Raw genomic sequence first — 18,251 nt, 5'->3', positions numbered from 1 at the left:
CATCAAAAATTGGCGTTCAAGCTGAAGCCTGAGGTGGTTTTGGAGGTGTTGAACTGCTCGGGTTTGCGCAATGGCGCTCCCACGAAAACGTCGTACTGCCATGGGCCGAGTTGTCCACGTAAGCCAACAGCGGTAGCCGTCAACTTGTTGCCCACAAGCTGGTTTGCACTGGCGCTGTTCAGGTGGCCGTGGTCGAGCGCGGCATAAACCTTGTGGCCTGATGCCACTTCTGTGCTCCATTCGTTGCGCATCAGCCAGCCACGTTCTGCACTCAAGACGTTCAGGCCATCGAAGCCGCGCACTGTGAAGCGGCCACCAATGGCAAACCGGTCTTGTGGGGTCAAGGGTGTGCGGTTGTGTTGGCCACGGAACTGTCCGCTGTAAGTGACCGCTTGATTGGCCAGCTTGAAGGGCCACTGCACTGTGGCATCGGCCAGCACGATCTGCATGCGCGAAGTGCCTTCGCCAAATGACTCTTCGGGTGCGGGGATCGACCCAAATGCACCTGTGCCGCGCTTGTAGCTAAGGCTGACTTCGAGGGTCGCAGGGCCTATGGCCTGTTTTTGGGCCAGCTGGACTTCCCAGCCACTGACCGATCGGCGCTGGACTTCGACTTCGGTGTCGTCCACAAAGTTTTGGGATTTGCGTTGAAACCCTTTGAAACTGAGTGTGGTTTTACCTGCGGCATCACGCGCGATGATGCGGCTGAGTTTGACGTCGGTGGTTTCGCTGATCCCGGCGTACACATAGTCTTGGTTCACGCCCACCACGGTCTGGTGGTATCGGCTGCTGGTGGTGTTGAATGACAACAGGCTGTAGCCCCATGGCACCGAGTAGTGCAGCGTGTGACCTTTGTTGCCGCGAGCGCCAGAGTCTTTGCCGCCCAGTTCTTGGTTGAGGGTAATGTAAAACAGGTCGCTGAGTGTCCACCAGTTGTCATAGCTGAGGGTGCTGCTGCCTTGGTATTTGCCGGTGCTACGGGTGCCACTGTCATCGGCTGACAGGCTCAGGCGGTAAGGGAAGGGTTGGCTGTGCTGGATGCGCAAGTCGCTGTAACCGAGCTCGCTGGCGGGCACAATCTGGATATCGGCCTCGACGGTGGGGACACGTTTGTAGTTTTCGAGGGCTTGTTCGATGTCACGCAAATTGAGCACATCGCCTTGCCCCATGGGCAGTGTGTTCCATTCGCTGGCGCGATGCATCTGCCCCGGCGCGGGCGGGGCCCATTGCACGCGATTGATCTTGCCCAACAGCAAGTCCAAAGCGAGTGTGCCGTTTTGCAAATTCTGGGGTTTGGCCAGGATGCGGCTGGTGACGTAGCCTCTGGCGATCAGTTCGTTTTGAAGCCGATCGATCACGATTTGCACGCCTTTGGCACCGATGCATCGGCCCATGGGGCTGTCCGCAAGCCCTGTCGGGGTGTTGCCTATCGCATCCAGAAGGTCTTTGGGCTGCGGGTCCAGTCCTGCTTCGATGGAGATAATTTGGATTTTGAAACAAGGCGACTCGTCTGTCGGGAGTAACCCCACCGGAGCAGGGGCGGCCGAGGGCAATTTCACGTTGGCGCTGTTTTCTTGTTGCGCTCTTTGTTGCGCTGCACGCTCGGCATCACGGCGCTCTTGCTCAATAAATATATGGGCACTGGGTGTGTTGGGCGTGGCTTGTGCTTGCGCTGTCAACGGCATGACCCACAACAGTGCACCCACTCCCGTCCATGCTTTGACCCGAGCATGCCAAGCTGCGTGCGAACTATTTGAAGTGGCATCACCACGCGCCTGTTTGGCATTTTGCATCTGACCTTTCCCAGCGGCAGGCCAAATGGACGCCGACTCAAGCGGTCGAGTTTATAGTTTTAAAGTATTCAAAATTGATGTTTTAGTAATTCTCAAATCAATCTTAATGATTGACCGATGCTGAAACCAGGCAGGCAACAAAGCCCCGTTCTTAAGTTGGGCAGCTGCCATAAAAAAAGCGGGCAGCCCATTTGGGAGCTGCCCGCTTTGGGAAAGCTATCTCAACTCAGGTGCTTGCCAATGATCCCGGCCAACTCAAACATGGTGGCCTGCTCTTTGCCAAAAACGGCTTGCAGCTTGCCATCGGCGGTGATGGAGCGCTTGTCTGCCGGGTTTTGCAGGTTGTTGGCCTTGATGTAGTCCCAGATTTTTTTGACCACTTCGGTGCGGGCATAGGTGCCGTCACCGATCACGGCGGCCAAGGCAGCGCTGGGCTTCAAGGTGCCCACTGCGGCTTTGCGCGGGGCTTTGGGGGCGGCGGCCTTGGCCACTTTTTTGGCCGCCGGTGTTTTGGCTGCAGCCTTTTTGACGGCGGGCTTGCCGAATGGGGTCTTTTTGGCAGCGGTCTTGCGCGGGGGGTATTTCTTGCCACCTTCGCGTTGCTCGAACTCAAACGCGACTTTGCCCTCTTCGGGGTTCCAAGCCAGCATGGCCTTGAAGCTGCGGCGGGTGCGGTTGCTCACAAACTTGTCGAGCAAATCGGTTTTGCCGGTGCTCAAGAGCTTGACGACCTGTTCGCGCTCCACCGGCTGCTGCAAGATGATCTTGCCGGTCTTGAAGTCGCAGCTGGGCGTGGGCTGCTCGTGCGTGGGCACGGCTTTGCTGCACACGTAGTTGCTGCCGTGCTCGTGCACCGCGCTGCCGCATTTGGGGCAAACGCCCAGCGACTCATCGGTGAACTCGACGATCTCGCCACTGTCTTCGTTCTTCTTGTCGTCGCCAAAGTCGAATTCGAGCTTCCAGTTCTTTTCTTCTTCGTTGTACTTGAGCGCCATCTCGGCCACAAAGGGCCAACCGGCTTTGGAGCGGAAGCCGTCCAGTGGGCCGATTTTTTTGTCGCGCATGAATTGCTCGACCTCGGCGGGCTCAAAGGTGCGGCCTGCGGGCGATTTGCCAAACGAGAAGCCGCAGCCTTCAACGGCCCCTTGAGCGCCGGTGCAGGTGTACCTGCGGTAGTTTTCTTTGACCACGCCTCCACAGTTGGGGCAGGGCGTGGTGAGCGTGGCGTAGTCGCCGGGCACGGTGTCGCGGTCGTATTCTTTGGCTTTCTTGACGATGTGCTCGGTCATGGCCGCGATCTCGGCCATGAAGGTGGCGCGGCTCAATTTGCCTTGCTCCATCTGGGCCAGCTTGTATTCCCATTCGCCGGTCAGCTCGGGTTTGGAGAGTTCTTCCACCTGCAAACCGCGCAACAGCGTCATGAGCTGGAAGGCTTTGGCCGTGGGCAGCATTTCGCGGCCTTCGCGCAGCATGTATTTCTCGTTGATCAGGCCTTCGATGATGGCGGCGCGGGTGGCGGGTGTGCCCAGGCCTTTTTCCTGCATGGCTTCGCGCAGCTCGTCGTCGTCCACCATCTTGCCTGCGCCTTCCATGGCGCCCAGCAACGTGGCTTCTGAATAGCGGGCAGGCGGGCGGGTTTTGAGGTCCTTGGCCTCGACCGTCGCCACGCCCACTTGTTCACCGGGCTGCACGGGCACCAGGTTTTGGCCTTTGTCGCCGTCTTTGGCGTCTTCCACTTCGGCAGCGGCTTCTTTGCCGTAAATGGCGAGCCAGCCGGGTTTGACCAGCACCTTGCCCACGGTCTTGAAGCTGTGGCCTGCGGCAACACTGATGCGGGTGGTCACTTGGTATTCGGCGCTGGGGAAGAACACCGCCATGAAGCGGCGCACCACCAGGTCATACAGCTTTTGCTCGGCCTCAGACAATCCGCTGGGCGCTTGCAGCGTGGGGATGATGGCGAAGTGGTCCGACACTTTTTTGTTGTCGAACACGCGCGGGATTTTGCGCACGTAGTTGTTGTTGAGCGCCGTGAGGGCGTGTGGGGCCAAGTGGCGCATGCCGCTGTCGGCCAGCATCTCGAAGGTTTCTTTCGCCACGGGCACGTAGTCTTCGGGCAGGTGGCGCGAATCGGTACGGGGGTAGGTCAGGGCCTTGTGGCGTTCGTACAGGCTTTGCGCCAACGCCAGCGTGGTCTTGGCCGAAAAGCCAAACTTGCCGTTGGCTTCGCGCTGCAAGCTGGTCAGGTCAAACAGGCCGGGGCTCGCTTGCGTGGTGGGTGTGGCCTCTTCGGTCACGTTGGCGGTCTTGCCGCGCACGGCGTCCACAATGGCTTGCGCTTCTTGTGCAGTCCATTGGCGATCGGCTTTCTTTTCGGCGTCTTCTTCTTTTTTCCACTGAGGGTCAAACCACTTGCCGGCGTAGGTACCTGCGGCGGCGGCGAAATCGGCATGGATTTCCCAATAGTCGCGGCTGATGAATTTGCGGATTTGTTCTTCGCGCTCGACCACCACGGCCAGCGTGGGCGTTTGCACGCGGCCCACGGTGGTGAGGAAGAAGCCACCATCGCGCGAGTTGAACGCGGTCATGGCGCGGGTGCCGTTGATGCCCACCAGCCAATCGGCCTCAGAGCGGCTGCGGGCTGCGTCGGCCAAGCCTTGCATTTGGGTGTTGCTGCGCAGGTTGTCAAAGCCATCGCGAATGGCTTGCGGCGTCATGGACTGCAGCCACAGGCGCTGCACGGGTTTGTCGAGCGTCTTGGTGCCACCGGCATATTGCTCGATCAGGCGGAAGATCAACTCACCCTCGCGCCCCGCGTCACAGGCGTTGATGAGGGCGTTGACGTCTTTGCGCTTGGCTTGCCTGACCACGGCGGTCAGGCGGCTCTTGGTTTTGTCCACCGGCTTCAGGTCAAAGTGCGGCGGGATCACGGGCAGGTTGGCAAAGCTCCACTTGCCGCGCTTGACGTCGTACTGCTCAGGGGCCTGGATCTCCACCAAGTGGCCCACGGCGCTGGTCACGACGTATTTGTCGTTCTCAAAATGGTCGTCGTGTTTCTCGAACTTGCCGGAGGTCGGCGTCAAGGCTTTGACGATGTCTTGAGCCACCGAAGGCTTCTCTGCAATTACCAATGTCTTCATGTCATTACAATCCGTTGTCTCGCGTGTGCGCACGCGCCCGGGCACGCACTCGCGCACGCCCACATGAATTCACCATAACAAATTTTTAACGCCGTGGCCAAAACCCCAGTTTCATCCCCCAGCCGCTCATCCGCCAGCCGTTCGACTGCTGGCACTTCCGGCAAGCGCATTCAGGTGCGTCGCTCTGGCGTGCACGGCAAGGGCGTGTTTGCGCTGCAAGACCTTGCAGAGGGCGAGACACTGATCGAATACGTGGGCGAGATCATCAGCTGGGACGAGGCACAAGACCGTCACCCGCACGACCCCAATGACCCGAACCACACCTTCTATTTCCATGTGAACGAAGACCGGGTGATCGATGCGCTGCACGGCGGCAACTCTTCGCGCTGGATCAACCACAGCTGCGACGCCAACTGCGAAGCCGACGAAGACAACGAGCGCATTTTCATCAAGGCGATCCGCAACATCAAGGCCGGTGAAGAACTGAACTACGACTACGGTCTGATCATCGACGAGCCTTACACCAAGAAGCTCAAGGCCGAATACCCTTGCTGGTGCGGCAGCGCCAATTGCCGTGGCACCCTGTTGTCGCCCAAAGATCGCAAGGACACGCCCAAAACGCCAAGCCAGAAAAAGGCCAAGGCGAAATCCAAGGACAAACCGAAAGTCAAGTCTGAGACCCCGTTGAAAGACCAGACCAAGATCAAAACCCAGGCAAAAGCCAAGGGCAAAGCTCCTCAAGCGCCCAAAACGGCCAAGCCCGTGAAAACGGAAAAAGCCAAAAAGCCGACCAAGCCAAAGAAGGCCGTCGCCAAAAAACGCTGACCCATGCTGGTCTGCGGCGCTGACCCTGTGGATGGCGGGCACAAGACAAGCACCCACAACGAACGCCGCACCATGATCCCGCGCACCCCTTGGCCTGCTGAAGCAATTTGGGAGCAGATTTACCCGCTGCTGCCCGATTTCACGGTCGAAGTGCTGCCCGAAATCGATTCGAGCAACAGCGAGCTCATGCGACGTGCTCGCGCAGGTCAGCACGAAGCCACGCTGCTGGTGGCCGAGAGCCAGACCGCGGGCCGTGGTCGCATGGGCCGGGTCTGGCAAAGCCAGCCCGGCGACTCGCTCACTTTTTCACTCAGCTTGCCCTTGGCACCCCGCGATTGGTCTGGCTTGTCGCTGGCCGTTGGCCTGAGCCTGGCCGAAAGCCTGCACCCCGATGTGGGCCTGAAGTGGCCCAACGATTTGTGGTTTCAAGACCGCAAGCTCGGCGGCATCTTGGTCGAAGCGGCCAGCATGGGCGGGCGCAGCCAGGTGGTGGTGGGGGTCGGTCTGAACATCCGACCGCGCCCCGCAGAGGGTCTGAACACAGCACCTGCCGCACTGACCGAGTTATTGCCTGACATGACCGCGCCAGCCTGTCTGGCACGCTTGGGCGTGCCTTTGGTACAGGCCCTGTTGGCATTTGAGCGCGACGGCTTCGCCCCGCTGCAAAACCGCTTTGAATCGCGCGACGTGCTCAAGGGCAGGCGCGTGCACACCAGCGACGGCCAGATCGGCGCGGCAAGGGGCGTCAGCCCCGGCGGTGCCTTGCGGCTGCTAACCGACACAGGCCTGCAAGAAATTCACAGCGCCGAGGTCAGCGTGCGCCCCTTTCCTGTCGAGGACAAACTCCGATGATGCGTTGGTTAATGGCTCTTTTGTTGATCCTCAATGCGGCCACGCTGGCTTGGCAATGGGACGCTTTTGCCCATTGGGGCTGGGGGCCAAATACAGCACGCGAACCTGAACACATGGCGAATCAGATTCGCCCCGAAGCACTGCAAATTGAAACGCCTGCGCCCCTCAGCAGCACCCCTGCACCCGCCACAAATCCCTGACTTTTTTGGAGACCTGACCCATGAGCCTGAAACTTTACTTCGCCCCCGGTGCCTGTTCTTTTGTGCCCCATGTGCTGCTGGAAATGAGCGGTGCCGAGTTTGAACCCAGCATGGTCAAGCTGCACAAAGGCGAGCAAAACAGCGACGACTACAAAGCCATCAACCCGCGTGGCCAGGTGCCCGTGCTGGTGAACAACGGCCAAGCGGTCACGCAAATCGTGGCCATCGTGTTGCATCTGGACCAGCTGTTTCCTCAAGCGGGCTTCTTGCCCTCCGAGCCGCTGGCCCGTGCACAAGCCATCTCGACATTGGCCTGGATGAACAACACCGTGCACCCGACCTTCACGCACATCTTCATGCCACAAAAATTCTCGGATCTGCCCGAAGTGCAAGCGGCCCTCAAGCCTTACAACACGCAGTTGTTTCGCGGCATGCTGGGCGAACTGCAAGCGCTGGTGAAAGCCGCTGCAAGCAAAGGCCAAACCTGGCTGACGGGTGAACGTTTTGGCCCTCTGGATGCTTACAGCCTGACCCTCACGCGCTGGGGCACGATTGCCGGCATCACGCCCGAAGAACACCCCGAACTGTGGACCTTTGTGCAAAAAGTGGCCGCAGAGCCCGCCGTGGCCCGCGTGATCGAGCGTGAGCGCTTGCAGCTGAACATGGGCAAGCCCGCTTAAGGCGGCCCGCACCTGCTCTCAAGCGGGTGCGTTGAAGCGCAGCGTGAAACACGCCCCAGGTGGGGTGTGGCCGGGGTGGGTGGCGTCCACCATGACCGAAGCCCCGTGTTGCTGCGCGATTTCCTTGACGATGGGCAGGCCCAAACCCGAGCCGTCCACGTTGGTGCCCAAAGCCCGATAAAACGGTTGAAACACCAAATCACGCTCAGCCACCGGAATGCCCAGACCGTTGTCTTCAACCTGCATGACCAGTGCTTTGCTGTAGGGATCGACCAGAACACGCACCGTAACCACGCCCTGGCGTTCGGGCGTGCTCGGCGTGTAGTGAACCGCGTTTTCAACCAAGTTGCGCAGCATTTCTTTCAGCAGGGTCGGGTTGCCTTGCACCTGCACACCTGGCGTGCCAGCGTCCACGCCTTCGTAGCCCAGGTCCAGGCCTTTGTCCATGGCGCGGGGCAGACAGTCTTGCAGAACTTCGCTGGCCAGGCCCACCATATCGCAGCGCTGCTGGGGCACATGGGCGCCGCCACCTTCTGCGCGGGCCAGTGACAACAACTGGTTCACGGTGTGCGTTGCCTGCATGCTGGCCCGGCCAATTTGTTGGAGTGATTTTTTCAGATCTTCTTCGCTGGAGCCAGATCGCTGCGCCAGATCGGCCTGCATGCGCAAGCCCGCCAACGGTGTTTTGAGCTGGTGCGCCGCATCGGCCAAAAAACGCTTTTGCGTGACGATGGAGTCTTTCAAGCGCTCCAGCAAGTCGTTCACCGACACCACCAAGGGGGCCACTTCCATCGGCACCGCCTTGTCGTCGAGCGGACTCAAATCATCGGGTTTGCGTGCACGGATGCGCTCTTCCAGCTCAGACAAAGGCTTGATGCCACGCACCAGCGCCAGCCAAACCAAAAGCACGGCCAAAGGCAAAAGAGCGAACTGGGGGAGCATCACGCCCTTGATAATTTCTGCCGCCAGCACAGAGCGTTTTTCTCGCGTTTCGGCCACTTGCACTAAGGCCGGATTTTTGCCCTCGGCATCCAAGCGTATCCAGGTGTAGGCCACGCGCACCTCAAGGCCACGCATCTCGTCATCGCGAATGTGCACCTCGTAACTGCTGCCTTTGTCCTGATCGGTGGGCGGCATGGGCAAGTCACGCTCGCCACTCAGATGCTCTTGGTGTGCACCACGAACCTGGTAATAAACCAGATCGGTCTCGTCGGCACGCAGCAATTCGCTGGCAGGCTGCGGCAAGTTGAATTGCACACGTTTATCGGGCCCCAGCTTGACCTGCTGGGCGAACGCTTGCACGTTGTAGACCAAGGCACGGTCAAAGGGCTTGTTGGCCAGCCCTTGCGCCACCAGCCAGGTCAAGGCCAGGCTGATGGGCCACAGCAGCAGCAGCGGCGTGAGCATCCAGTCGAGGATTTCCCCGAACAAGGAACGTTGTTCGCGTTTGAAAAGACGTACGCTCCAGCCGCGGGATTTCATAGCGGCGTTGTCCTGAATCGGGTGGCGAAGGTCGTCAAATCACCAGGCGCTCAGCCCGGGATTTTTTCGAGGCAATAGCCCAGGCCACGCACCGTGGCGATGCGAATCGGACCTTTTTCGATCTTCTTGCGCAGGCGGTGGATGTACACCTCGATCGCGTTGTTGCTGACCTCTTCGCCCCATTCGCACAGGCGCTCGACCAGTTGGTCCTTGCTGACCAGACGGCCCGCACGCTGCAGCAGCACTTCCAGCAAACCCAGCTCGCGGGCCGACAACTCGACCATCTTGCCGTCGATGGTGGCCACGCGGCCAGACTGGTCATAGATCAGTGGGCCGTGCTTGATTTGCGAAGTGGCACCGCCCATGCCGCGGCGCGTGAGGGCCCGCACGCGGGCTTCAAGTTCTTGCAAGCTGAAGGGTTTGGCCATGTAATCGTCAGCGCCGTAATCCAGCCCTTTGACGCGCTCTTCCACACTGTCTGCCGCCGTGAGAATCAACACCGGCAAAGTAGAGCCCCTGGCACGCAAGCGTTTGAGCACTTCCAGACCGTGCATTTTGGGCAAGCCCAAATCCAAGATCAGCAAATCGAATTCGTTGTTGGTCATCAAGGCCGCATCGGCCTCGCTGCCACTGGCCACATGGTCCACCGCCGCACCGGCACTGCGCAAGGTGCGCAACAGGCCGTCGGCAAGCACCTGGTCATCTTCGGCTATCAGAATTCGCATGTCTGTCTCCTGTTATTGTGGGTGCAGCTCGGTCGGGCCTGTCTGTCGCGAGCTGCTGCAATTCTAGTGTCTGGCACGGGCGCTTCAGAGGTAGCCGCGCGATCTGTTTGAACAGCCATGACGGCTTTCTCGCGTTCTGTCAGTGCGCATAAGCCTCCAGACCCAAGGCGACCACGGTCGCCACATCCTTGCCCACCGCATCGCGGAACTCCGCCTCGGCTTGCGCGACCGCATCCTTGAATGCCTGCAACCAAGCCAAGCCCACAGGCGTGAACACCACGCGCCGCGCTCGGGCATCGGTCATATCCGGCTCTCGCTCCACCAGGCCCCAAGCGGCACACTGGTTCACCAGGTCGCCCATGGCCTGCTTGCTCATGCCAGCAGCTCGGGCCAGATCGGTCAGGCGCGAACCCTCCAGCGCCAAATGCCGTGTGATGTGAATGTGTGCAGCGCTGATTTGATCGCGTGACGCCAGATTGGCCAAGGCCAATGGCACGCCCTCGTTGCCGGCCATCAGGTACAAGACGCGTTCGTCAAAGCGGCGCATGGCATGCCCAAGCAAGCGACCCAAATGCGTTTCACGCCATCGGTCATCGGCCCAATCGGCTTGTTCGTGGGTGTGCGATGGGGGGGTGTTGGTCATGGTTTAAATGATAAGGCAAACTGACCAAAAATAGTGTTTACAGGTTTATACAGCTCGTTTACAGTACTGTTCACACATCCAGTAAACAGCGCATCCCCGCTGAACCAGGTGCCCCAAACCATTGATATTCAAGGAGATTTCCATGAGCGACGACAACAGCGAAAAGTCCAAAGCCCTGCAAGCCGCCCTGGCCCAGATTGAAAAACAATTCGGCAAAGGCACCATCATGCGTCTGGGCGAAGGCGAAGTCATCGCCGACATCCAAGTCGTCTCCACCGGCTCTTTGGGCCTGGACATCGCGCTGGGCGTGGGCGGTCTGCCCCGTGGCCGCGTGATCGAAATCTACGGCCCCGAGTCTTCGGGCAAAACCACCCTGACCCTGCAAGTGATCTCTGAAATGCAGCGCCTGGGCGGCACATGCGCCTTTGTGGACGCCGAACACGCCCTGGACGTGCAATACGCGCAAAACCTGGGCGTCAACTTGCAAGAGCTGCTGGTCAGCCAGCCCGACACCGGCGAACAAGCCCTGGAAATCGTGGACAGTCTGGTGCGCTCCGGCGCGGTGGACTTGGTCGTCATCGACTCGGTGGCCGCCCTGACCCCCAAGGCCGAAATTGAAGGCGATATGGGCGACAGCCTGCCCGGCCTGCAAGCCCGTCTGATGAGCCAGGCGCTGCGCAAACTGACTGCCACCATCAAAAAGACCAACTGCACGGTCATCTTCATCAACCAGATCCGCATGAAGATCGGCGTCATGTTCGGCAGCCCCGAGACCACCACAGGCGGCAACGCGCTCAAGTTCTACGCCTCGGTGCGTTTGGACATCCGCCGCACCGGCACCATCAAAAAGGGTGACGACGCGATCGGCAACGAAACCAAAGTCAAAGTGGTCAAAAACAAAGTCGCGCCGCCCTTCAAGACGGCCGAGTTCGACATCCTGTTTGGCGAAGGCATCAGCCGCGAAGGCGAGGTCATCGACATGGGCGTCACCGCCAAGATCGTCGACAAGTCGGGTGCCTGGTACGCCTACCAAGGCGAAAAAATCGGCCAAGGCCGCGACAACGCCCGCGAATTTTTGCGCGAAAACCCGGCTCTGGCCCGTGAGATCGAAAACAAGGTGCGCGAGTCACTGGGCATCCGCTTGCTGGAATCGGCCATCGCCACCGTCAAGGCCGACTGAGCACACACCCCAACAGCCTCGCATGAACAAGCCCGGCTTTCAACCCTCGCTCAAGGGGCGCGCATTGCGCCTTTTGAGCCAGCGCGAGCACTCCCGCGCCGAGCTGCAACGCAAACTGGCACCGCACGAAGAGGTGCCTGGCGAGCTGGCCAAAGCGCTTGATGAGCTGCAAGCGCGGGACTTCATCAACGAGGGCAGGGTGATTGAGTCGGTGGTGCACCGCCGCTCTGGCAAGCTGGGGGCCGCACGCGTCAAGCAAGAGCTGGCGGCCAAAGGTTTGTCAGGCGAGGCTGTGGCTGTCGCACTAGAAGGGCTCCGAGAAACCGAGTTCAGCCGCGCACAGGCCGTTTGGCGCAAAAAATTTGACCGCCCTGCAGCCGACCCGAACGAACGGGGCAAACAAATTCGCTTTTTGATGACCCGTGGTTTCAATGCCGAGGTGGTGCGCAAAATCGTGCAAGGCGCAGACGACGACTGAATCACACGCCTTGAAAATCGCCCGTCACAAGCCCAGCATCAACTGGATGTTTTGCACCGCAGCGCCGCTGGCGCCCTTGCCCAAGTTGTCCAAGCGGGCAATGACCACAGCCTGACGATGGGCCTCGTTCGCAAAAACACGGATTTCAAGTTGATTGGTGTCGTTCAGCGCCAAGGCATCCAGCTTCAGGTTGTCGGTCGCAGGCTCTACACGCACCCAGCCGCCCGCGGCCTGACTGGCCGCATAGTGCGCACCCAAGGCGGCTTGAAGATCGGCCCCGGTGGGCTTGCCGGGCAAGCTGTCCAGATGCAAGGGCAGTTGCACCAACATGCCCTGACGGAAGTTGCCCACTGACGGCACAAACAAAGGGCGGCAAGTCAGTCCCGAATACCGCATGATTTCTGGGATGTGTTTGTGCTGCAGGCCCAGGCCGTACAACTCAAACAAGGGGGCTTTGCCCGCTTCGTAATCTTCGATCATGCTGCGGCCACCGCCAGAATATCCGCTGACCGATGGCAGACAGACCGGAAAATCGACCGGCAACAAGCCGGCGTCGATCAAAGGCCGCAAGATGGCAATCGCGCCCGTGGCATAGCAACCGGGGTTGGCCACGCGCTCGGCCTGTCGCACGGCGGCCAACTGGTCAGCCGCCAGCTCCGGGAAGCCAAACACCCAATCGGGGTGGCAACGGTGCGCGGTCGAGGCATCCACAATGCGCGGCTTGCGTCCGGGCAGGCTGTCGATCATGGCCACCGATTCAATGGCCGCGTCGTCGTGCAGGCACAGCACCACCAAGTCGGCGGTGGCCATCAGCTCGCGCTTGGCTTCAGGGTCTTTGCGGCGAGCTGGGTCAATGCTCAGCACGTCGATCTGGGGCATCAGCGCCAGACGCTCGCGAATCTGCAAACCGGTCGTTCCCGCTTCGCCGTCGATGAATATTTTGGCCATGGCTCATACTTTCTCAAGAATTCCAGCTTCCAGCGTCATGTCAATGTAAGACGCAAGGCTCAGGATTGGTGCATTGCAGCATGATACAGTCGCACGCTGCAGTGTCCAGAGCCTGCTGGCGGGCCTAAATTGATTCAGGCACCCCGGCGGACCTGTCGAATTTCCACCCCTCTGAGAGAAGACCTCATGAAGATTCACGAGTACCAAGGCAAGGAAATCTTGCGTCAATTCGGTGTGCCAGTTCCACGTGGCATCCCGGCGTTCACCGTTCAAGAGGCGGTTGAAGCCGCTCAAAAACTCGGCGGCCCGGTTTGGGTGGTCAAAGCCCAGATCCACGCGGGTGGCCGTGGCAAAGGCGGCGGCGTCAAGGTTGCTAAAACCATCGAAGACGTCAAGCGCATTTCCGGCGAAATCCTGGGCATGCAGCTCAAGACCCACCAGACCGGCCCAGAAGGCCAAAAAGTCCGCCGCCTCTATATCGAAGACGGCGCTGACATCAACAAAGAATATTACGTGTCCGTGGTCACCGACCGTGCGACACAAAAGATCGCTTTCATCGCTTCCAGCGAAGGCGGCATGGACATCGAAGAAGTGGCGCACGCCACTCCCGAGAAGATCATCACCGAGTTCATCGATCCCTTGACCGGTCTGGGCGACGCACAAGCCAAGAAGATTGCAGACGCCATCGGCATGCCTGCTGACTCCACCGCCCAAGCTGTGGACATCTTCAAGAAGCTGTACCAGTGCTACATGGAAACCGACGCTTCGTTGGTCGAAATCAACCCACTGAACCGCGACAGCAAAGGCAACGTGATGGCTTTGGACGCGAAGTTCAACTTCGATGCCAACGCTTTGTTCCGTCACCCCGAAATCGTGGCTTACCGCGACTTGGACGAAGAAGATCCAGCTGAAGTGGAAGCTTCCAAGTTCGACCTGGCTTACATCAGCCTGGACGGCAACATCGGTTGCTTGGTCAACGGCGCTGGCTTGGCCATGGCCACCATGGACACCATCAAGTTGTTCGGCGGCGAGCCAGCCAACTTCTTGGACGTGGGCGGCGGCGCAACGGCCGAAAAAGTCACCGAAGCCTTCAAGATCATGCTGGCCAACAAGAATGTCAAAGGCATCTTGGTCAACATCTTTGGCGGCATCATGAAATGCGACACCATCGCCACTGGCGTGATCACCGCTTGCAAGGCCGTGAACCTGTCCGTGCCATTGGTCGTGCGCATGAAGGGCACCAACGACGAGCTGGGCAAGAAAATGCTGGCCGAATCCGGTCTGCCGATCATCTCTGCCGACACCATGGCCGAAGCCGCGACAGCCATCGTCGCAGCCGTTAAGTAATGACTTTGCTGGACGGTGCTGAACGCGCCGTCCGCAACTGATTAGGAACAAACATGTCCATTTACATCAACAAAGACACCAAAGTCATCACCCAGGGCATCACTGGCAAAACCGGTCAATTCCACACTGAAAAGTGCCAGGAATACGCGAACGGTAAAAACTGCTTCGTGGCTGGCGTGAACCCCAAGAAGGCTGGCGAGTCCATCTTCAACATCCCAATCTACGCATCGGTCAAAGAAGCCGCCACGCAAACTGGCGCGACCGTGTCCGTGATCTACGTGCCACCAGCCGGCGCAGCTGCAGCCATCTGGGAAGCTGTTGAAGCCGACCTGGATTTGGCGATCTGCATCACCGAAGGCATTCCAGTGCGTGACATGCTCGAAGTGCGCAACAAGATGAAGGCCAAGGAAGCCGCTGGCGGCAAGAAAACCTTGCTCCTGGGCCCCAACTGCCCCGGTCTCATCACCCCTGACGAAATCAAGATCGGCATCATGCCCGGTCACATCCACCGCAAAGGCCGCATTGGCGTGGTGTCCCGTTCGGGCACTTTGACCTATGAAGCCGTGGCGATGTTGACCGAAGTGGGCCTGGGCCAGTCCAGCGCCGTTGGTATCGGTGGCGACCCGATCAACGGCTTGAAGCACATCGACGTGATGCGCGCTTTCAACGACGATCCAGACACCGATGCCGTCATCATGATTGGTGAAATCGGCGGTCCAGACGAAGCCGAAGCCGCCATGTGGTGCAAAGCCAACATGAAGAAGCCAGTGGTTGGCTTCATCGCCGGTGTGACTGCCCCTCCCGGCAAGCGCATGGGCCATGCTGGTGCTTTGATCTCTGGCGGTGCCGACACGGCCGATGCCAAGCTGGCCATCATGGAAGAGTGCGGCTTCATCGTCACACGCAACCCCTCTGAACTGGGCAAATTGCTCAAAGCTCAGCTGAAGTAATGACTTTGGGGACAGATCTTCGGCTCTGCCCCCAACTGATCAAGACAAACCCCGGCAGGGCCTCTTGAGGTCTGGCCATAAGGGCAATTACGCACGCCGTTGCAGGATACCGCCCGTTAAACTCTGGCACCTGCATTTCAAAGCGCTGTCAACGCAGGTTGCCAGCGCTTTGGCTTTTTATATCGACGGAGAACAACAATGGAATTGCTGCAAAACCCCGAATTCTGGATCGGTTTAATCAAGATCATCTGGATCAACATCATCTTGTCAGGCGACAACGCGGTCGTGATCGCACTGGCTGCACGTTCGCTGCCTGCAGAACAACAGAAAAAGGCCATCATGTTTGGCTCAGGTGCCGCCGTGGTGCTGCGGATTGGCCTTACCGTAGTCGCGGCCAAACTGCTGGAACTGTCCTACCTGCAAATTGTGGGCGGCCTTTTGTTGCTCTGGGTTGGCACACAACTGCTGCACGGTGAAGACGAAGGCGACGAAGGCGACAGCGGAAAAGCCGGTTTGTGGGTCGCCATTCGCACCATCCTGATCGCCGACCTCGTGATGAGTCTGGACAATGTGATCGCGGTGGCAGCCGCCGCCAAGGGCAGCATGACCTTGTTGATTCTCGGCTTAGCCATCAGCATTCCTTTGGTCATTTTTGGCAGCCAACTCATGATCAAGTTGATGGACCGCTTCCCGATCATCATCTGGTTCGGCGCCGGCCTGATCGGTTGGGTTGGAGGAGAAACCATCGTCAGCGACGTCGCACTCAAATCCATCGTTGAAACCAATGGCTGGTTGCACTATGCAGCACCGGCACTGGGCGCTGCTTTGGTTCTGGGCATCGGCAAGATGGCCTCTGCCAAGAAACCTGAACCATCGGCTGAGTGATCTGTCTGGGCGCATCCATGGTGGAGTTTGTCTGGCGATTGAATTACCACCGAAGGCCATTCACCAGGGGGAAACCATGAAAAAAAACCAACACGGTTTGACATTGATCGAGCTGATGATCGTGATCGCGGTCATCGGCATTCTGGGTGCGTTGGCGCTGCCTGCTTACCAAGACTACGCCATAAGGGCCAAGGCCTCGGAGATGCTGCTGGCCACCAACAGTTGCAAGACTGCGGTCAGTGAGGCCGTCAGCTCATCCTCCGATGCCAACGTGTCTGCGGCTTTGCCCAAGGTTTGCGAAAGCCAAGACAGCAAATACGTGGCCAGCGTGACTGTGGATGGCAATGGCATCATCACCGTGGTGGGCAAGCACGAAGCCTTGCGCGGCAGCACCAGCGCATCGGCCAATGCCATCGCACTGACGCCTTTGCAAACTGGCGACACGCCCATCAACGGCAGCACCGATGGCGGCAAAACCATCTCGGGCTGGCGCTGCGGCCCTGCCAGCAGCAATGGCTTGCCGCTCAAGTACCTGCCCGCTTCATGCAAAGCGTCCTGAACGTTCACTGCACATTTCAACGCCCTGCTCATCCAGGGCGTTTTTCATGGTGATGACCGCATGTTGTTGAGCCAAACACACCAAAGCGCTTTCAAGGGAGCGTCTTCGCTTCCGGGTTGGCTCATGGGCGCATGGATGGTTCTGCCTTGGATAGCGCCATGGTCACCCTCGCCGCAAGCCAATACGGTGCCATTGCTGGTCAGCTGGGCCTGCATCGGCCTGCTGTTGGTGTGGGGCCAACGCATGCAGCCCCTGGACATCGCACGCGCATGGGTTGTCGCTGCATTGATCAGCAGCGTGATGGGCCTGATCCAGTACTTCGGCGCGGCGTCAGCCTTCAGCGCCTGGCTGCATGTGCCCGGCTTGGGCGAAGCCAATGCCAATTTGCGCCAACGCAACCAGCTCGCCACGCTGCTGGGCATCGGTGTGCTGGCGGTGCTGTGGTGGCAGGCCCTTGGGCTCAAAACCCGTCATGCACTGTGGATGCTGACCCTGCTGGCCGTTGGCAATGCCGCCACAACATCGCGTACGGGCTTGTTGCACATGCTGCTGGTCACCAGCTTGGCCGTTTTCTGGGCCTGGCGCAGCCGCTGGAACACCCCGCGCTTTTCGCCACGCCTGGCCTTTTGGGCCTTGGCGGTGTACCTGCTGGCCAACTGGGCATTGCCTTGGAGCTTGAGCATTCTGTCTGGTCAAGACGTCATCGACGCTTTGACGCGGATGGGCCACAACGAAGGTTGCGCCAGCCGACGGGTGCTGTGGGCCAATGTGCTGGAATTGATCAGCCAGCAACCCTGGACGGGTTGGGGCTGGGGCGAACTCAAATACGCCCACTACATCACGGCCTACGAAGGCGGCCCTGAGAAAAGGTTCTGTGCCATTTTGGGCAATGCCCACAACCTACCCTTGCACCTGGCGGTCACGCTGGGCTTCCCGATCACCGCCGCATTGGGCTTGGTTTTTCTGGCCACATGGGCTTGGGCACGCCCTTGGTTGAGCCGTTTGCCCGAACACCAATTGGCTTGGTCGGTGTTGGCCGTGATCGGTCTGCACAGCCTGCTGGAGTTTCCGCTTTGGTACGGCCCCTTCCAGATGGCGGTGTTGCTGTGCGGGGTGTTGTTGCTGGCCCCCGCATCGGGTTTCAAGGCGGCTCCATCGCGCGGCTTGCAACTGGCAGGTGGCGTGATTTTGGCGGTCGTCTGTCTGGTGGGCGCTGACTACGCCCGCGCCAGGCAGATTTACATGCCCGCCGCTCAGCGTTGGCCGGTGTGGCGTGACGACCCGCTGGGCGCAGCGCACAGCAGCTGGTTTTTCAAACGGTCCGCCGTTTTTGCCGAGCTGACCATGACCCGCATCACCCCCGAAAACGCGCCATGGGTGCTGGCCGCCAGCCAAGAGATGCTGCACTACTCACCAGAGCCCCAAGTGGTACGCCAACTGATTTTGAGTGCCCACAGGCTGGGCAGGCAGGATTTGGTGGACCTGCACTCGGCCCGGTGGCGTGCGGCGTTCCCGTCAGAGCCGCTGCCTGGGCATTGATAGACGTGGGGCCCAAGCCCATGTGGCG

17 protein-coding genes are annotated in these 18,251 nt (G+C 59.5%); 11 read left to right on the top strand and 6 right to left on the bottom strand.

Annotated elements, in window-relative coordinates:
* Nucleotides 1-2: 2 nt before the first annotated feature.
* Together ACZ5RG_RS14585 and ACZ5RG_RS14580 are read right to left on the bottom strand one after the other, a co-directional pair.
* The gene (locus ACZ5RG_RS14585; RefSeq protein ID WP_464447434.1) at nt 3-1,793 is read right to left on the bottom strand and encodes a ShlB/FhaC/HecB family hemolysin secretion/activation protein; all 1,791 of its coding nucleotides are present in this window, start codon (nt 1,791-1,793) and stop codon (nt 3-5) included.
* Between the two features lie 221 nt (nt 1,794-2,014).
* Nucleotides 2,015-4,930: a DNA topoisomerase III gene (locus ACZ5RG_RS14580; protein ID WP_464447433.1), complete on the bottom strand. Its 2,916-nt coding sequence runs from the start codon at nt 4,928-4,930 to the stop codon at nt 2,015-2,017.
* Nucleotides 4,931-5,023: 93 nt separating this feature from the next.
* On the opposite strand from ACZ5RG_RS14580, the gene ACZ5RG_RS14575 reads away from it, so the two are divergent.
* From ACZ5RG_RS14575 to ACZ5RG_RS14560, 4 genes are all read left to right on the top strand, one after another.
* On the top strand, nt 5,024-5,755 hold the full coding sequence (locus ACZ5RG_RS14575; RefSeq protein WP_298602729.1) for an SET domain-containing protein: 732 nt from the start codon (nt 5,024-5,026) through the stop codon (nt 5,753-5,755).
* Nucleotides 5,756-5,827: 72 nt separating this feature from the next.
* Nucleotides 5,828-6,607, top strand: coding sequence for a biotin--[acetyl-CoA-carboxylase] ligase (locus ACZ5RG_RS14570; protein WP_464448218.1), 780 nt, complete (start codon nt 5,828-5,830; stop codon nt 6,605-6,607).
* A complete protein-coding gene (locus tag ACZ5RG_RS14565; RefSeq protein WP_312259759.1) occupies nt 6,604-6,807 on the top strand; it encodes a hypothetical protein in 204 nt (67 codons plus the stop codon). The genes ACZ5RG_RS14570 and ACZ5RG_RS14565 overlap by 4 nt, the downstream gene beginning before the upstream one ends.
* A 20-nt stretch (nt 6,808-6,827) precedes the next feature.
* Entirely contained in the window at nt 6,828-7,487 is a 660-nt protein-coding gene (locus tag ACZ5RG_RS14560) for a glutathione S-transferase family protein (protein WP_464447432.1), read from the top strand.
* A gap of 18 nt (nt 7,488-7,505) precedes the next feature.
* Here ACZ5RG_RS14560 and ACZ5RG_RS14555 read toward each other — a convergent pair whose 3' ends face one another.
* The 3 genes from ACZ5RG_RS14555 to ACZ5RG_RS14545 all read right to left on the bottom strand — a co-directional run bounded on the left by ACZ5RG_RS14555 (nt 7,506) and on the right by ACZ5RG_RS14545 (nt 10,337).
* Nucleotides 7,506-8,969 carry a sensor histidine kinase gene (locus tag ACZ5RG_RS14555; protein WP_464447431.1) on the bottom strand — a complete coding sequence of 488 codons (1,464 nt, stop codon included), beginning with the start codon at nt 8,967-8,969 and terminating at the stop codon, nt 7,506-7,508.
* Between the two features lie 50 nt (nt 8,970-9,019).
* Nucleotides 9,020-9,694: a response regulator gene (locus ACZ5RG_RS14550; protein ID WP_108406347.1), complete on the bottom strand. Its 675-nt coding sequence runs from the start codon at nt 9,692-9,694 to the stop codon at nt 9,020-9,022.
* A gap of 139 nt (nt 9,695-9,833) precedes the next feature.
* The gene (locus ACZ5RG_RS14545) at nt 9,834-10,337 is read right to left on the bottom strand and encodes a MarR family winged helix-turn-helix transcriptional regulator (protein ID WP_464447430.1); all 504 of its coding nucleotides are present in this window, start codon (nt 10,335-10,337) and stop codon (nt 9,834-9,836) included.
* A gap of 142 nt (nt 10,338-10,479) precedes the next feature.
* Between ACZ5RG_RS14545 and recA the strand changes: the two genes are divergently transcribed.
* Both recA and recX read left to right on the top strand, forming a co-directional pair.
* The gene (gene recA / locus ACZ5RG_RS14540) at nt 10,480-11,517 is read left to right on the top strand and encodes a recombinase RecA (protein WP_019429937.1); all 1,038 of its coding nucleotides are present in this window, start codon (nt 10,480-10,482) and stop codon (nt 11,515-11,517) included.
* A gap of 22 nt (nt 11,518-11,539) precedes the next feature.
* Nucleotides 11,540-11,995, top strand: a complete 456-nt coding sequence (gene recX / locus ACZ5RG_RS14535; protein ID WP_298602750.1) for a recombination regulator RecX — start codon at nt 11,540-11,542, stop codon at nt 11,993-11,995.
* 24 nt (nt 11,996-12,019) lie between these two features.
* Here recX and argC read toward each other — a convergent pair whose 3' ends face one another.
* Nucleotides 12,020-12,943, bottom strand: coding sequence for an N-acetyl-gamma-glutamyl-phosphate reductase (gene argC / locus ACZ5RG_RS14530; protein ID WP_298602753.1), 924 nt, complete (start codon nt 12,941-12,943; stop codon nt 12,020-12,022).
* A 186-nt stretch (nt 12,944-13,129) separates the two neighbouring features.
* Here argC and sucC point away from each other — a divergent pair, with 186 nt between their 5' ends.
* From sucC to ACZ5RG_RS14505, 5 genes are all read left to right on the top strand, one after another.
* Nucleotides 13,130-14,290 carry an ADP-forming succinate--CoA ligase subunit beta gene (gene sucC, locus ACZ5RG_RS14525; RefSeq protein WP_298602756.1) on the top strand — a complete coding sequence of 387 codons (1,161 nt, stop codon included), beginning with the start codon at nt 13,130-13,132 and terminating at the stop codon, nt 14,288-14,290.
* A 53-nt stretch (nt 14,291-14,343) separates the two neighbouring features.
* Nucleotides 14,344-15,240 carry a succinate--CoA ligase subunit alpha gene (sucD, locus tag ACZ5RG_RS14520; RefSeq protein WP_019429941.1) on the top strand — a complete coding sequence of 299 codons (897 nt, stop codon included), beginning with the start codon at nt 14,344-14,346 and terminating at the stop codon, nt 15,238-15,240.
* A 198-nt stretch (nt 15,241-15,438) separates the two neighbouring features.
* Nucleotides 15,439-16,125, top strand: a complete 687-nt coding sequence (locus tag ACZ5RG_RS14515; RefSeq protein WP_464447429.1) for a TerC family protein — start codon at nt 15,439-15,441, stop codon at nt 16,123-16,125.
* A gap of 76 nt (nt 16,126-16,201) precedes the next feature.
* Nucleotides 16,202-16,684, top strand: coding sequence for a pilin (locus ACZ5RG_RS14510; RefSeq protein ID WP_298602764.1), 483 nt, complete (start codon nt 16,202-16,204; stop codon nt 16,682-16,684).
* A gap of 60 nt (nt 16,685-16,744) precedes the next feature.
* Complete coding sequence (locus tag ACZ5RG_RS14505; RefSeq protein ID WP_464447428.1) at nt 16,745-18,223, top strand: PglL family O-oligosaccharyltransferase; 1,479 nt, start codon at nt 16,745-16,747, stop codon at nt 18,221-18,223.
* Nucleotides 18,224-18,251 lie beyond the last annotated feature (28 nt).

It is taken from the genome of Limnohabitans sp. TEGF005, assembly GCF_055394835.1.
This window is presented reverse-complemented; position numbering and strand designations above follow the sequence as displayed.